The 14,881-nt window shown below is 70.8% G+C and carries 15 protein-coding genes; 7 read left to right on the top strand and 8 right to left on the bottom strand.

Annotation, left to right across the window (positions count from 1 at the left end; all coding sequences use genetic code 11):
* Positions 1-12: 12 nt before the first annotated feature.
* A complete protein-coding gene (map, locus tag ABD285_RS12190) occupies positions 13-882 on the bottom strand; it encodes a type I methionyl aminopeptidase (protein ID WP_344202788.1) in 870 nt (289 codons plus the stop codon).
* An 11-nt stretch (positions 883-893) separates the two neighbouring features.
* On the opposite strand from map, the gene ABD285_RS12185 reads away from it, so the two are divergent.
* Positions 894-1,070, top strand: a complete 177-nt coding sequence (locus ABD285_RS12185) for a methionine aminopeptidase (protein WP_284255322.1) — start codon at positions 894-896, stop codon at positions 1,068-1,070.
* 24 nt (positions 1,071-1,094) lie between these two features.
* On the opposite strand, the gene ABD285_RS12180 is transcribed toward ABD285_RS12185, so the two are convergent.
* From ABD285_RS12180 to ABD285_RS12170, 3 genes are all read right to left on the bottom strand, one after another.
* Positions 1,095-1,916, bottom strand: a complete 822-nt coding sequence (locus ABD285_RS12180; protein ID WP_284255323.1) for a DUF72 domain-containing protein — start codon at positions 1,914-1,916, stop codon at positions 1,095-1,097.
* A gap of 530 nt (positions 1,917-2,446) precedes the next feature.
* A complete protein-coding gene (gene panB / locus ABD285_RS12175) occupies positions 2,447-3,265 on the bottom strand; it encodes a 3-methyl-2-oxobutanoate hydroxymethyltransferase (protein ID WP_284255325.1) in 819 nt (272 codons plus the stop codon).
* 26 nt (positions 3,266-3,291) lie between these two features.
* Positions 3,292-5,040 carry an NAD+ synthase gene (locus tag ABD285_RS12170; protein ID WP_284255326.1) on the bottom strand — a complete coding sequence of 583 codons (1,749 nt, stop codon included), beginning with the start codon at positions 5,038-5,040 and terminating at the stop codon, positions 3,292-3,294.
* A gap of 127 nt (positions 5,041-5,167) precedes the next feature.
* On the opposite strand from ABD285_RS12170, the gene ABD285_RS12165 reads away from it, so the two are divergent.
* Genes ABD285_RS12165 through ABD285_RS12155 form a run of 3 tightly spaced genes read left to right on the top strand, consistent with a single transcriptional unit; the run spans position 5,168 to position 9,805 of the window.
* Positions 5,168-6,505 carry a glutamine synthetase family protein gene (locus ABD285_RS12165; protein WP_284255327.1) on the top strand — a complete coding sequence of 446 codons (1,338 nt, stop codon included), beginning with the start codon at positions 5,168-5,170 and terminating at the stop codon, positions 6,503-6,505.
* Between the two features lie 13 nt (positions 6,506-6,518).
* Positions 6,519-9,416, top strand: a complete 2,898-nt coding sequence (locus ABD285_RS12160) for a bifunctional [glutamine synthetase] adenylyltransferase/[glutamine synthetase]-adenylyl-L-tyrosine phosphorylase (RefSeq protein ID WP_344202785.1) — start codon at positions 6,519-6,521, stop codon at positions 9,414-9,416.
* Complete coding sequence (locus ABD285_RS12155; RefSeq protein WP_284255328.1) at positions 9,413-9,805, top strand: PNPOx family protein; 393 nt, start codon at positions 9,413-9,415, stop codon at positions 9,803-9,805. The genes ABD285_RS12160 and ABD285_RS12155 overlap by 4 nt, the downstream gene beginning before the upstream one ends.
* 39 nt (positions 9,806-9,844) lie before the next feature.
* On the opposite strand, the gene ABD285_RS12150 is transcribed toward ABD285_RS12155, so the two are convergent.
* Together ABD285_RS12150 and ABD285_RS12145 are read right to left on the bottom strand one after the other, a co-directional pair.
* On the bottom strand, positions 9,845-9,967 hold the full coding sequence (locus ABD285_RS12150) for a hypothetical protein (protein WP_284255329.1): 123 nt from the start codon (positions 9,965-9,967) through the stop codon (positions 9,845-9,847).
* 145 nt (positions 9,968-10,112) lie between these two features.
* Positions 10,113-10,667, bottom strand: a complete 555-nt coding sequence (locus tag ABD285_RS12145; RefSeq protein WP_284255331.1) for a LysR substrate-binding domain-containing protein — start codon at positions 10,665-10,667, stop codon at positions 10,113-10,115.
* Between the two features lie 35 nt (positions 10,668-10,702).
* Here ABD285_RS12145 and ABD285_RS12140 point away from each other — a divergent pair, with 35 nt between their 5' ends.
* A complete protein-coding gene (locus ABD285_RS12140) occupies positions 10,703-11,137 on the top strand; it encodes a DUF5997 family protein (protein WP_284255332.1) in 435 nt (144 codons plus the stop codon).
* A 6-nt stretch (positions 11,138-11,143) separates the two neighbouring features.
* Here the strand turns inward: ABD285_RS12140 and ABD285_RS12135 are convergent, their stop codons facing one another.
* On the bottom strand, positions 11,144-11,947 hold the full coding sequence (locus ABD285_RS12135) for an alpha/beta hydrolase (protein ID WP_344202782.1): 804 nt from the start codon (positions 11,945-11,947) through the stop codon (positions 11,144-11,146).
* A 134-nt stretch (positions 11,948-12,081) separates the two neighbouring features.
* Between ABD285_RS12135 and ABD285_RS12130 the strand changes: the two genes are divergently transcribed.
* A complete protein-coding gene (locus tag ABD285_RS12130; RefSeq protein WP_344202780.1) occupies positions 12,082-13,086 on the top strand; it encodes a LacI family DNA-binding transcriptional regulator in 1,005 nt (334 codons plus the stop codon).
* A 248-nt stretch (positions 13,087-13,334) separates the two neighbouring features.
* The gene (locus ABD285_RS12125) at positions 13,335-14,681 is read left to right on the top strand and encodes an ABC transporter substrate-binding protein (RefSeq protein ID WP_344202778.1); all 1,347 of its coding nucleotides are present in this window, start codon (positions 13,335-13,337) and stop codon (positions 14,679-14,681) included.
* Positions 14,682-14,750: 69 nt separating this feature from the next.
* On the opposite strand, the gene ABD285_RS12120 is transcribed toward ABD285_RS12125, so the two are convergent.
* The gene (locus tag ABD285_RS12120; protein ID WP_344202776.1) at positions 14,751-14,876 is read right to left on the bottom strand and encodes a hypothetical protein; all 126 of its coding nucleotides are present in this window, start codon (positions 14,874-14,876) and stop codon (positions 14,751-14,753) included.
* Positions 14,877-14,881: the final 5 nt, after the last annotated feature.

Genomic DNA, 14,881 nt, shown 5'->3' with positions numbered 1-14,881 from the left:
CCCTTCGTGCGGCTACGGGCGGGTCAGGATCTCCGCGCCCCGCTCGGTGACGACGATCGTGTGCTCCCATTGCGCGGTCAGCGCCCGGCTGCGGGTGACGACGGTCCAGTCGTCGTCCCAGATGTCCCACGCGGTCGATCCGTCGATGGTCAGCATCGGCTCCACCGTGAAGACCATCCCGGGCTCGATCGGCGCGTCGTAGCCGGGTGCGGCGTCGTAATGCGGGATGACGAGACCGCTGTGGAACGCGGTGCCGACACCGTGCCCGGTGTACTCGCGCACGACGCCGTAGCCGAACCGCTTCGCATAGCTCTCGATCGCGCGGCCGATGACGTTGACCTGCCGACCCGGTGCGATGGCCCGGATGCCGCGCATCATCGCCTCGTGGGTGCGATCGATGAGGAGGGCGGCATCCTGACTCACCTCGCCGACCGGGAAGGCGGCGCAGAGGTCGCCGTGCATGCCCTCGACGTAGGCGGTGATGTCGATCTTGACGATGTCGCCGTCGAACAGCTCGGTGTCGTCGGGGATGCCGTGGCAGATGACCTCGTTGACCGAGGTGCAGGTGGACTTCGGGTAGCCGCGGTAGCCGAGCTCGGAGGGGTAGGCATCGTGCGCCACGAGGTAGTCGTGGCCGATGGCGTCGAGGTCGTCGGTGGTGATGCCGGGCCGCACGGCGGCGCCCATGGCCTCGACCGCCTGCGCCGCGATCCGGCTCGCGCGGCGGATGCGCTCGAGCTCGAGGGGGGAGTAGCGGTCGTCGCCGTCGTACGCCGCCGGCTCGGCCTTTCCGACGTATTCCGGGCGCGGAATGCCGATCGGCACGTCGCGACGTGCCGAGATCCGGCCGGGAACGAGGTGACCGTCGGCGTCGCGGGGCATACGCTCAGCCTATGAGTGCCGACGACGACACGACCTGGTGGTACAACAACAAGACGGGCGAGGTCGAGCAGGGACCGCAGTCGCTGGGGATCGATCGCGACGGGCCCTACGCCACGCGCGAGGAGGCCGAGCGGGCACCGCAGATCGCGCAGGAGCGCGCCGCCGCCTGGAACGACGAGGACGACTGATCAGCGGCCGGGCCGGGCGCCCGGTCAGAGGTCGCTCAGCCGCTCGATGAGCGACATCGCGTCGATGGGGGAGCGCACCTTCGCGTCGTTGTCGAAGTAGACGTAGACGTCGCGGTCGTGGTCGAGGTGATCGCGTGTCCACTCCTCCCACGTGTCGAGACCCGCGTCGTCGTAGCCGCTCGTGTAGAGCTCCTTGTCGCCGTGCAGTCGCGCATACGCGAAGTCGGCGGTGACCCAATCGAGTTTCGGCCAGCGTCCGGCGCTGTCGCCGAGCACCATCGCCACGCCGTGGGCCTCCAGCTGGGCGGCGAAGCGCTCGTCGTCCCACGAGTAGTTGCGCACCTCGACGGCGTGCCGCAGCACGCGATCGGCATCGGTCTCGAGATGCTCCCGGTCCTTCATGCGTTCCACGCCACGGCGGGTCGCCAGCTCGGCGGCCGCGGTCGTCGTGTGGGGCAGCATCCCGAGGAAGCGCTCGACCAGTTCGCGGTCGTAGTCGAGGTTGGGCGGCAGCTGCCACAGGATCGGCCCGAGCTTGGGACCGAGAGCCAGCAGACCGGAGGCGAAGAAGTTGGCGACGGGCTCGTCGATGTCGCTCAGGCGCTTGATGTGCGTGATGAAGCGCGGTGCCTTGACCGCGAAGAGGAAGTCGTCCGGCGTGCCGTCGCGCCATGACATCCAGCTCGTGGGCTTCTGCAACGAGTAGAACGAGCCGTTGATCTCGATGGACGAGACCCGGTGCGAGGCGTAGTCGAGCTCGTCGGCCTGACGCAGCCCCTTCGGGTAGAAGACGCCGCGCCACGGCGCGTAGGTCCAACCGGACATGCCCACCCACGCGCGCGCCACGCGGCCAGGTTACGCGGACCGACCCGTTCGGGGGCTGCCGGATCGCCCGCGCGTCAGGTGAGGATGGTTCGATCGAGACAGGGGGATCGATGGGACGACATGCTGCACCGATGACGGAGGCGTGGACGCCGCCCATCTCGCCCATCGCGCAGCCGGTGCATCCGACCGCGCCGGTGTATCCGACCGCGCCGGTGTATCCGCCCGCGCCGGTGTATCCGCCCGCGCCGTCGGTCAGTCACGACCGGTTCACGGCGCTCAACCTGCTCGTGCCCCCGGCAGCAGGCCTTCCCCGGCCGAGCCCTGTTCTGGGGCATCGTCTCGGCGCTCCTGTTCAACGTCGCGTTGCTGCCGGGGGTGTTCGCGATCGTGTTCGGCATCCTCGGGATCGCGCGCTCGCGCCGGCTGGAGCGACTCGGTCTCGGTCCCCAGGGTCGGTCGAGGTCCGTGGCCGGCCTGGTGCTCGGGTGCGTCGGGGTCGTCCTCGGGGTCCTGTTGGTGGTCGTCGTGGTGGTGCTTCCGCGGGCTCGCCCCTACCCGTCGTAGGAGTGCTCGGCGTCGGGATAGGCGCCCGCGGCGACGTCGGCGATGTACGCCTTCGCGGCCCCGTCGAGGATCTCGGCGAGCTCCGCGTACTTCTTCACGAACTTGGGGATCCGGCCGGTCGTGAGCCCCGCCCAGTCCGTCCAGACCAGCAGCTGCCCGGTCGTGTGCGGTCCGGCCCCGACGCTGATCGTCGGGATGCGCAGCTCCTCGGTCACCCGCTTCGCGGCCTCCGCCGGCACCATCTCCATGACGACCGCGAAGGCACCGGCATCCTCGACGGCGTGCGCGTCGGCGAGCAGCTGCTCGACGCCCGAGCCGGCCCGGCCCTGGATGACGTGACCGCCCAGCTGGTGCTCGCTCTGCGGCGTGAAGCCGATGTGCGCCATGACCGGGATGCCGGCGGCCACCACGCGGCGGATCTGCTCGGCCGAGCGCACCCCGCCCTCGAGCTTCACCGCGTGCGCTCCGGTCTCCTTCATGAACCGGAACGCGGTGTGCAGGGCCTCGTCGGGTCCGGTCTCGTAGGACCCGAAGGGCATGTCGGCGACCACCAGCGCGCGCTGCACGGCACCCGCGACGGCGCGCGTCAGCGGGATCAGGTGATCGATCGTCACGGGCAGCGTCGTGTCGTAACCGAGCACGTTGTTGCCGGCGGAGTCGCCCACCAGCAGGAAGTCGATGCCGGCCCGATCGAAGATGCCGGCGGTGAGGGCGTCGTAGCTGGTCAGTCCCGTGATCGGGATCCCCTGCTCCTTCGCGTTCTGGAAGTGCCGGGTGCGGACCCGCTTGACGACGCCATCGGCCATGGAAGGAGCCTAGTTCGAGCCGGCGGTCAGAGATTCGGCCGGTAGGTGATCGGGAGCCGCCGGTCGCGGCCGAACGCCATCCCCGAGATCTTCGGACCGATCGCACCCTGCCGGCGCTTCCACTCCGACTGGTCGACCAGCTTCGCGACGAAGAACACCGTGTCGTGGTCGAAGCCCTGCGCCACGATGTCCTCGCGCCCGAGGCGCTGGGTCACGTACAGCTCCAGGATCGCGTCGAGCAGCTCGTAGGGCGGCAGCGTGTCCTGGTCGGTCTGATCCGGGCGCAGCTCGGCGCTCGGCGGCTTCTCGATCGACGCGACCGGGATCGGCTCGGTCTCGCCGCGCGAGCGGGCGTGCTCGTTGCGCCAACGCGCCAGTTCCCAGACGAGCGTCTTCGGCACGTCCTTGATCGGCGCGAAGCCGCCGGCCGCGTCACCGTAGATCGTCGAGTACCCGACCGCGACCTCGGTCTTGTTGCCGTTGGTCAGCGCCAGGTGGCCGTGCATGTTCGACTCGGCCATCCAGATCATGCCCCGGATGCGCGCCTGCACGTTCTCGGCCGCGGTGCCGGTGAGCTGCAGCTGCTCCTCGATCGGCGCGACCAGGTCGGCGATCGCCTGCACCGAGAAGTGGATGCCGAGCCGCTCGGCGAGTTCGGCCGCGTCGTCCTTCGACCCCGGCGAGCTGTACCGGCTCGGCATCGAGATGCCGTACACGTTGTCGGCGCCGATCGCGTCGGTGGCGAGGGCCGCGACGACGCTCGAGTCGATGCCGCCCGACAGCCCGAGCACCACCGAGGGGAACCGGTTCTTGCGCACGTAGTCGCGCAGGCCGAGCACGAGCGCGTTCCAGAGCTGCTCGCGATCGTCCGGCAGCACCGCCACGTCCCGAGCCAGGTCGGCCGGATCCGGCGACGCCGGCAGGGTGATGTCGACCCGGGCGACGTGCTCGGGCAGCGGGGTGTCGGTCGCCTCGTCCGGGTCCACGTCGACGAGAAGCAGGTACTCCTCGAACTGCGGAGCCCGGGCGAGGATCGCGCCGGCGCCGTCGACCACGACGCTGTCCCCGTCGAAGACGAGGTCGTCCTGGCCGCCGACGATGTTGACGTACGCGACGATCGTGTCGGTCTCCTGCGCGCGCCGCGTGACGAGCGGCAGCCGCACGTCGTCCTTGTCGCGCTCGAACGGCGACGCGTTGATCACCAGCAGCAGCCCCGCGTCGGCCTGCAGCACGCGGCCGACCGGGCCGCCGTCGCGCCACAGGTCCTCGCAGATGATGAGCGCGACGTCCGCGGCCGGTTCCCCGGGACGGGCGGTGCGCAGCACGAGCAGTTCGTCGCCCGGGATGAAGATGCGGTACTCGTCGAAGACCGAGTAGTTCGGCAGGTGGTGTTTGGCGTACCGGGCCTGGATCGCGCCGTGCTGCAGCACGGCGGCCGCGTTCTGCGCGACCGCGGTCGGAGCGTTGGACGAGCCGAGCAGCCGCGGCTCGAAGGGTCCGTCGGGGTAGCCGACGACGACGACGAGGTCGCCGAGGCCCTCCGCCTCCAGCCGCTCGGCGAGGGCCGGGACGGCGTCGTGCGCGGCGCGGAGGAACGAGGGCTGGGCGGCGAGATCCTCGATCGGGTAGCCGGAGAGGGCCATCTCGCCCGCGAGCAGGATGTCGGCCCCGGCATCCCGGGCTCGGCGCGCCGCCGCGACCAGGCCGTCGGCATTGCCGGAGAAGTTCCCGACGACCGGATTCGTCTGTGCCAGGGCCAATCGCAGACGGGGCATGCCAGTAGCCTAGGACGGGTCGGACCGCCACCTCCGGCGCGATACCGAAGGGCCAGCGGAGCCGGGCGCTCGCGCGCGGCCGGCGAAGCGGCTGCGCCGCAGAGGCGGCGGCGCAGGAAAGGACACTGTGGACAAGCAGCGTGACTTCGTCCTCCGCACGATCGAGGAGCGCGGCGTCAAGTTCGTGCGGCTGTGGTTCACCGACGTCGTGGGCACGCTCAAGTCGGTCGCGCTCGCCCCCGCCGAGGTGGAGGGCGCCTTCAGCGAGGGCGTCGGATTCGACGGCTCGGCGATCGAGGGTCTCGCGCGCTCGTCCGAGGCGGACGTGCTCGCCCATCCGGACCCGACGACCTTCCAGATCCTGCCCTGGCGCGGCGAGATCGACCCGACGGCCCGCATGTTCTGCGACATCACGACGCCCGACGGCCAGCCGGCGGTCGCCGACCCGCGCAACGTGCTGAAGCGCGCGCTCGCGAAGGCGAACGACCGCGGCTTCACGTTCTACACGCATCCCGAGATCGAGTTCTACCTGCTCAAGTCGTCGGAGCTCGTCGATGGGCAGCCGGTGCCGGTCGACAAGGCGGGCTACTTCGACAACGTGCCGGGCGGCACCGCGCACGACTTCCGTCGTCGTGCGGTCCGGATGCTGGAGGACCTCTCGATCTCGGTCGAGTTCAGCCACCACGAGGGCGGACCGGGGCAGAACGAGATCGACCTGCGCTACGCGGACGCGCTGACGATGGCCGACAACATCATGACCTTCCGCACGGTGGTCAAGGAGGTCGCGATCGAGCAGGGCTCCTACGCCACGTTCATGCCCAAGCCGTTCACCGACCATCCGGGCTCCGGCATGCACACCCACCTCTCGCTGTTCGAGGGCGACGTCAACGCGTTCTACGACGCCGGAGGCCAGTACCAGCTCTCGGCGATCGGCCGCCAGTTCGTGGCCGGCCTGCTGCGGCACGCGCCCGAGGTGACGGCGGTGACGAACCAGTTCGTGAACTCGTACAAGCGACTGTGGGGCGGCGACGAGGCTCCGAGCTACATCACGTGGGGCCACAACAACCGCTCGGCGCTCGTGCGGGTGCCGCTGTACAAGCCCGGCAAGGGCAACAGCGCGCGCGTCGAGTACCGCGGGCTGGACTCCGCCGTGAACCCGTACCTCGGCTTCGCGCTGCTGCTCGCGGCGGGCCTGAAGGGCATCGAGGAGGGCTACGAGCTGCCGCCGGAGGCCGAAGGCGACGTGTGGAGCCTCACGAGCGCCGAGCGGCGCGCCCTCGGCTACGACCGGCTCCCGGGCTCACTGGACGAGGCGCTGCGGCTCATGGAGCACAGCGAACTGGTGGCCGAGACCCTCGGCGAGCAGGTCTTCGAATACGTGCTGCTCAACAAGAGGCGGGAGTGGAACGATTACCGCTCGCGGGTGACCCCGTTCGAGCTCGAGAGCAACCTCGAGATCCTGTGAGCCCCGAAACCTCGTGAGCCGATCGGCGTCGACCCTCACCGACCTCGCGCGGCTCGGCTTCGCGGGACTGGGGGAGGCGTCCGGGCGGCTCGAGCACATCCCGGAGGAGCTCGATCCGGCGAGGCTCGTGCCGCTGTTCGCGCTCGCCGCGGACCCCGATCAGGCGCTGCGGCTGCTGCTCGGCCTGCTCGAGTCGGCCCCGACGGAGACGGCGGCGGTGCTGGCGGACGCGACGGACGGCGAGTCGGGGTCGGCGGCCTCTCTCGTACGGGTGCTCGGCGCGTCGGAGGGGCTCGCGGCGTTCCTGGGACGGCATCCGGAGCACCTGGACGCCCTGTGCCGGCCGATCACCGATCCGGGTGAGCCGGCCCCGATCGAGGCCTCCGGCACGGGGGAGCGGGCCTGGAATGCGCTGCGCGTCGCGTACCGGCGCGAGCTGCTGCGGCTCGCGGCGTGGGACCTCGCGCAACCCGATCCCGCGGCCGTCGTCGACCGCGTGGCGTCGGCTCTCGCGGATCTCGCGGGCGCCGCCCTCGACGCGTCGCTCGCCGCGGCGCGGGCGGCGTCCGGCGACGACGGCACGCCGCTCGCGATCATCGGCATGGGCAAGTCCGGTGCGCGGGAGCTCAACTACCTGAGCGACGTCGACGTCATCTTCGTGACCGAGGGCGACGACGAGGCGGTCGCGCGGGCGACGAAGCTGGCGCGCGACACGATGCGCGGCATCCAGGAAGCGGCGCTCGAGCCGGGCCTGTGGGAGGTGGACGCCAACCTGCGCCCCGAGGGCAAGGACGGCGCGCTGGTGCGCACGCTCGAGTCGCACCTGGCGTACTACGAGCGCTGGGCCAAGTCGTGGGAGTTCCAGGCGCTGCTGAAGGCGCGGCCGCTCGCCGGGAACCGGCAGCTCGGGGAGCGCTACGTCGCCGGGGTCGCGCCCATGGTCTGGGCGGTGTCGACCCACGAGGGGTTCGTCGAGTCGGTGCAGGCGATGCGCGAGCGGGTGACGGCGCACATCCCGGCCGACGAGGTCGACGTGCAGCTGAAGCTCGGTCCGGGAGGGCTGCGCGACGTGGAGTTCACGATCCAGCTGCTGCAGCTCGTGCACGGGCATGCCGATGCGGGGGTGCGGCAGCGCTCGACCCTCGAAGCGCTCGCCGCCCTCGCCGAGCACGGCTACATCGGCCGGGTCGAGGCGGCCGAATTCGCGAGCGACTACCGGTTCCTGCGCACGCTGGAGCACCGGCTGCAACTGTCGCGGCTGCGCCGCACCCACCTCATGCCCCGCGAGGAGGACGCGCTGCGGGTGCTCGCCCGGGCGAGTGCGCTGGCCACGACCGCCGACGGCCTGCTCGAGGCGTGGCAGCGGGTCAAGCACGAGGTGCGGGGCCTGCACGAGCGGCTGTTCTACCGGCCGCTGCTCTCGGCGGTGGCGGCGCTGCCGGAGGACGGGTACGCGCTGACGAGCGCGCAGGCGGAGGCGCGGCTGGCGGCGATCGGCTTCCAGGACCCGGCGGGGGCGCTGCGGCACATCGCGGCCCTGACGAGCGGCGTCTCGCGCCGGGCGCAGATCCAGCGCACGCTGCTGCCCGTCATGCTGCAGTGGCTCTCGGACGGGGCGGACCCCGACTACGGCCTGCTCGCGTTCCGGCGGCTGAGCGACGACCTGGGCGAGGCGTACTGGTTCCTTCGGATGCTGCGCGACTCGTCGGGTGCCGCGAAGCGGCTGACCGAGGTTCTCTCCGGGTCGCGGTTCGTGGGCGGGCTGCTGGAACGGATCCCGGAGGCCGCCGAGTGGCTGGAGAACGACGCGGAGCTGCGGCCGAGGTCGCTCGCGGCGCTGCTGGATGAGACCAACGCGACGGTCGCGCGGCACGCGGACGACGCGGACGGGGCGGCGAGTGCGTTGCGCACGGCGCGGCGACGCGAGGTGCTGCGGATGGCGCTGGCCGGCATCCTGGGCCTCATCACGGTCGAGGAGCTGGGCGTCGCTCTCGCCGACATCACGAGCGCGCTGCTGCAGGGGGTGCTGTCGCTCGTGCATCGACCGGGCGACGGGATCGAGTTCGGCGTGATCGCGATGGGCCGGTACGGCGGAGCCGAGCTGGGCTTCGGCAGCGACGCCGACGTGATGTACGTGTACCGGTCGGCCGGCGCGGACGACGACCGGGCGCAGCGCACCGCGGAGCAGATCGTGAAGGAGCTCAACCGGCTCACCGAGGACCTGCGGCTGCCGCTCGACCTGGACATCGGGCTGCGCCCGGAGGGCCGCAACGGCGCGGTCGTGCGCTCCCTCGAGTCGTATCGCGCCTACTACGCGCGCTGGTCGCTCACCTGGGAGGCGCAGGCGCTGCTGCGGGCGCGGGGGGCGGCGGGGGATGCCGGCCTGCTGGCTGCGTTCACGGAGCTGGCCGACGAGATCCGCTACCCGCGCGTGCTGTCGGTCGCCGACGCGCGCGAGGTGCGGCGGATCAAGGCGCGCGTCGAGGCGGAGCGGCTGCCGCAGGGTGCCGATCCGTCGCGGCACGTGAAGCTCGGGCGAGGGTCGCTGAGCGATGTCGAGTGGTTCGTCCAGCTGCTGCAACTGCAGCACGCCGCCTCGTTGCCGGCGCTGCGCACGACATCCACCCTGCACGCGCTCGCGGCCGCGGCCGAGGCGGGCCTCGTGCCGGCTCCGGACGCCGAGCGTCTGCGCGCTGCGTGGCTCATCGCCTCGCGCGCCCGGTCCGCGATGACGCTGTGGACGGTGAAGACGGCGGATGTGCTGCCCACCGACCGCCGCGCCCTCGACGGCGTCGCCCGCCTGCTGGAGTACCCGCCCGGCAGCGCCTCGCAGCTCGAGGAGGACTACCTCCGAGCCACCCGGCTCGCGCGGCAGGTGTTCGAGCGCGGCTTCTACGGGGAGCAGTCGTGAGTCTGCGCAGCGGCTTCTTCACGGTGCTCAAGCACACGATCAACCCGATCGCGCTGCGGGCGGCCCGCAGCGGACGCGGTCCGTTCTCGCTCGTCCGGCACGTGGGCCGAACGACCGGCACGGTCTTCGAGACGCCGCTGATCCTCGCCGAGGTGCCGCAGGGTTTCGTCGCCGAGCTCACCTACGGCGAGAACGTGTCGTGGTACCGGAATGTCGTCGCGGCGCACGGGCGGTGCACGATCATCCGGGGCGGTGCCACCTTCGCGATCGACCGGATGGACCGGCTGGAGACGGCGGCGGGGATGAGGGCGTTCGGCGCTCCGCGCAACCTCATCCTGCGCCTGCTGCGGCGGCGCGAATTCCGCCTGCTGCACGTCGCGGGACGCTGAGAACGCGTCGCGGCATGGCCCACGGGTCGCAGTGGCGCGTCAGCCGGCCTCGGGATCGCGACCCGGCATCCACTCGGCGATCTCACGACGCCATTCGGGCGCCTCGAACGGATCGGCGAAGTACTGGGTTTCGTGCACGACACGGTCGCGGTCGAACTCCATGATGGAGACGGAGAAGGTCGGTGCGCCGTCGTAGCTGATGATGCATTCGGTGACCCAGAGGTGACCGGTGCCCTGAATGCGCAGTACCTGGAAACGGCGGGCGGCCGGATGGCCACCGCGCTGTGACCTCCCGTGGTGGTGCGAGCTAGCGTGAGCTGTGCGCGGTGCGCCCGCGCACGATGCCGATGAAGGTGTCGGCGAGCGGATGCGCGGAAGCCGTGGGCCAGACGAGCGAGATGCCGGTGTCCGGTGCGTCGCGCAGCGGGCGGGCGACGACGTCCTTGCGCGAGAGGGCTCGCGCGACCGACTGGGGCAGGATCGCGACGCCGACGTTCGCCGCCACCAGGTCGACGGCCGGTGCGCCGTCGCCTCGCGCAAGGTCCACGTCGAGCAGGTTCTCGCCCGGCAGATCGGCGAGGTCGACCTCGCCGAGGCTCGCCACGAGCGATCCGCGCGGCGCGATCACGACCGGCCGCTCCCGGTACAGCGAGATGGCGTGCCGTCGATCATCGGCGACGATGTCGCGGAGGAAGGCCATCTGCACGGCGCCCTCGTCGAGTGCGGAGAGGGCGGCATCCTGAACCAGCGGCCGGAGCTCGAGCCGTCCGCCCGGACGCCGTTCGCGCCAGATCCGCTCCCACTTGCCCGGCGTCACGCCCGGCACGAACGCGACGACGAGCACCCTCGCGTCGGCCGCCATGCGCTCAGGCTAGCCGCGGCCCGTACGCTCGGGGGGTGACCGACATCCCGCGCGAGGACCGCCGCCAGCAGCCGAAGCCGCGGCAGCAGCAATTGCTGAAGCCCGAGACCGCCGCCCAGAAGCTCGGTGTCTACCTGCCGGCGACCCCGGAGGCATTCCGCGCGGCGCCGATCTCCCGGGACGCGCTGCAGGCGCTGCAGGCCGACCCGCCGGAGTGGCTCGTCACCCTGCGTCGCGAGGGACCGCATACCCGCTCCGAGACGGCGCGCCGGCTCGGCGTCTCGAACTCGGCCCTCGCGCGCTCGGGCGTGAGCGACGCGATGACGACGGCCGAGATCCGGGCGCTGCTGGACGAGCGACCGGATTGGCTCATCGCCGAACGTGACAAGCACGCGCCCGGCACGGGAGTCGTCCCGGGCACCGCGATCGGCGAGCGCCCCGCACGAGGGGGAACCGACTCGCGCGGATGAGCCGGCTCAGGAGTGCGCGTCCAGCCACCTGCTGAAGCGGTCGAGGGTCGTCAGCGCCGCCGGCTCGTCGGGCTGGTTGAGGTGACCGTGACGCACCCCGGGCTCGACGATGTACTCGTGCTCGATGCCATGCGCCGAGAGCAGCTCGGCGTATGCCTGGGCCGACGGGCGCAGCCCGTCGATCTCGCTCGCCACGATCATCACCGGGGGCAGGCCGTCCGGTGCGACCACGCCGGGAATCGCGGCGGCCGGAGCCCGGTCGAGCGGCTCGCGGATGAACCGCGTGTACATGGCCGTGACGTAGTCGGGCTCGCTGCGCTGGCCGGCAGGAAGCTGCTCGAGCAGCGCAGCGAGCGCTGCGGACGGCGCCGGTTGCACGGCGTGCAGGGTGGGGTAGGCCAGGACGATGGTGTCCGGCGGCCGCGTGGCGCCCGCGACAGGGTCGCCGTCGCGCAGACGAAGCGCGGCGCCGAGCGCGAGGTTGCCGCCGGCGCTGGCGCCTCCGAGGTGTGCAGAGCGGGGGGCGCCGAGCTCGGCCGCGTTCCGGCGCAGCCAGGCCCAGGCGATCAGGACGTCGTCGGACGGGGCGGGGAAGCGCACGGTGTCCGTGGCCAGACGATAGTCGGCCGTCACGACGAGGTGGCCGCGCGCGGCGAGCGTCGTGGCGACCCAGTCGGCCTCCGGCATCCGGAGGTCGCCTCCCGAGAAGCCGCCGCCGTGCAGCCACAGCAGCGCGTCGCCCCGGGGCCGATCGGGACGGTAGATCCTCACCGGGACGCCCGAGGCGTCGATCTGGGTGACGGGGCTCACGCGGGTCCGCCTTTCCGGAATTGGGGAGGGCGCGCCCTTCGAGAGCCGAAGCGCAACCGACATTGAACCGTTTCATCGTAAAATAGGATCGGACGTGGGCTCGTGTCAAATGCGACCCGAGGAAAGGTGCGGACGTGGCTGGTTCGGTGGGGATTCGTGACGTCGCCGCACGCGCAGGTGTCTCCATCGGCACGGTCTCGAACGTCCTGAACAAGCCGGACCTGGTCTCCGAGGAGACCCTGATCAAGGTGCAGCGGGTCATCGACGAGCTCGGTTTCGTGCGCAACGACCTCGCACGCCAGCTGAAGATGGGTGGGGGCACGACGTTCGGGATGATCGTCCTGAATGTGGCGAACCCGTTCTTCGCGGAGCTGGCCCACGCGAGCGAGACGGCCGCCGAGCAACTCGGGTGCACGGTCGTGCTCGGCAGCAGCGACCAGCTTCCTCGACGTGAGGAGCGCTACATCGACCTCTTCGAGGAGCAGCGCGTGCGCGGCATGCTGATCGCCCCGCTCGATGGGCCGACGGCGCGCATCCGTCGCCTTCGCGAGCGAGGCACCCCGCTCGTGCTCTTCTCGAACCATCGCGACACCGGCGACTTCTGCACGGTCGCGATGGACGGCGACGCGGGTGGCTACCTCGCCGTGTCGCACCTCGTGGAGCAGGGCCGGCGCCACATCGCCTTCCTCGGCGGTCCTCTGCACCAGGTGCAGGACCGGTGGACCGGCGCGATGCGCGCCTGCGCCGAGACCTCCGGGGTCAAGCTGAGCCATATCGACACCGCCGACCAGACAATCGCCGACGGGCGAGCCGCGGGGGAGCGGCTGGCCGGACTGTCGGAGGATCGGCCCGACGCCGTCTTCGCGGCGAACGATCTGCTTGCGCTCGGGTTGATGCAATCGCTCGTCCGGGCGGGCGTGCGACTTCCGCACGACATCGCGATCGTCGGCTACGACGACATCGACTACGCAGCGTCCGCGATCGTGCCGCTCTCCACGATCCGGCAGCCGAAGAGAGACCTTGCCCGGGAGGCGGTCCGGCTCGTGCTCGACGAGGCGACGGATAAGGCCGGACACCGGCACGAGCATCTCCAACTGCCTCCCGAGCTGGTCGTCCGCGAGAGTTCGCAGCCCGCCTGAAGGGGGTGGGTCGGAATGACCCGGGAGATTTGAAACGTCTTATGACGGCAAGGAACGTTCCAGTTCTGACCGTTGTGAGACGCGTTGCCCGGCCCCCGGGGCCCCGGAATACGGGGAATCTTGCGCCGCGCTTGACACACGTCCTCGCCCTGCTCAGAATATGAAAGGTTTCAATACCGGCATGAGGAGCTTCTTGCGGCCGGCATCGGCACCAACCCCGCACCATTCATCGAGGAAGGAAGTGGACAATGACGTCACGCACATCACGGGTCCGCCGCACATGGATCGCGGTCGCCGCGGCGGTCGCGGTGGTTCCGATGCTCGCCGCCTGCGGAGGCAACGCCGCCGCCACCGGCTCCGCAGGTGAGATCGACGGCAGCACCATCGTGCTGCAGACGGTGAACTCGCTCCAGCCGCAGTTCCAGCAGTACGCGGACGCGTACACGAAGAAATTCCCCCAGCGCAAGGTCGAGGTGCGCGCGACCACCGATGACGGCGCGAAGTACGCCCAGCAGTTGGCCACGGCGCGCATCAGCGGCAAGCTGCCCGACGTCTTCTTCAACGTCGACTACCTCGCCGACACTCTGGCGAAGGCCAACGTCCCGCTCGACCTCGCTCCCGGCATCAAGGACGGCAAGCTCGGCTCCCTGAAGCTCGACGACTTCGTGGCACCGTTCGTCGGGCAGTACCGGCCGATCAATCATCCCGATCAAGTGACCGGTCTGCCGGTCAGTGCCGATTCGGTCGGGCTCTTCTACGACAAGACGCTCTTCGACAAGTACGGCGTCACCGAGTATCCGAAGTCGGACTGGACCTGGGACGACATGATGCGCGTGGCGAAGGAGATCCAGGCCAAGAGCGGCGGCAAGGTGTACGGCATCAAGGCGCCGCTCACCGACGGCAGCAATCAGCTCGTCTTCGGCCCGGTGCTCAGGGCCTTCGGTGCCGACGTCTACAACGGCAAGACGGGCAAGTCGGACATCGGCAGCGCCGACGCCGTGAAGGGGTGGAAGCTCCTGATCAGCATGTACGGCACGTCGTCGAACCCCTACTCGGCCAACCCGAACGACGCATCGCTCGGATTCGGTGCGGGCAACGTCGCGATGGGCATCGGCTCGAGAGCGGGCATCCCCGGGCTCCAGAAGACCGTGAAGGATGACTGGAACGTGCAGACGATGCCGACGATCAACGGCAAGTCGACCGCGGGCGGCGGGTCCTACGGGCTCTCGATCTCGCAGACGAGCAAGAACCAGGATGCCGCCTGGGCCTTCCTGAAGTGGTTCTACAGCAAGGACGGCATGGCGGTGGCCCAGAAGGTCGGCGGCGTGATCCCCCCGACCAACGACGGCATCGACCACGGCACCTGGAAGGACACGGGCGGCAAGCCGCCGTCGAACATCGCGATCTTCGGCGCGTCCGCCCGTACCGCCGCCCTGCTGACGCCGATGCCCGGGTCCTCCGGAAGCGTGATGACGCAGGCGACCGTGAAGGCGACGCAGGAGGTCGTGTTGCAGCACGTGCCGGCTGAGAAGGCCTTCCGGGAGGCTCAGGACACCGTCAACGCCCAGCTGGCGAAGGACACGAAGAACAAGTAGGCCGGGAACACCGGGACCGCGGTGCGAGCAGCGCCGCGGTCCCTCCCCGTCCGCGAGACGACGACGGAGTCACCGGATGACGACATCCAGCACCACGCCGCGGGCAGCGGTGTCCCGTGGTTCGAGGGCGGGGCGATCATCCGGTCGGCGGCGCACGACGCGGGTCGACACGGTCACCGCGACGGCCTTCCTCACCCCGG

The sequence above is a fragment of the Pseudolysinimonas kribbensis genome (assembly GCF_039531715.1).
Taxonomy (GTDB): Bacteria; Actinomycetota; Actinomycetes; order Actinomycetales; family Microbacteriaceae; genus Pseudolysinimonas; species Pseudolysinimonas kribbensis.
This window is presented reverse-complemented; position numbering and strand designations above follow the sequence as displayed.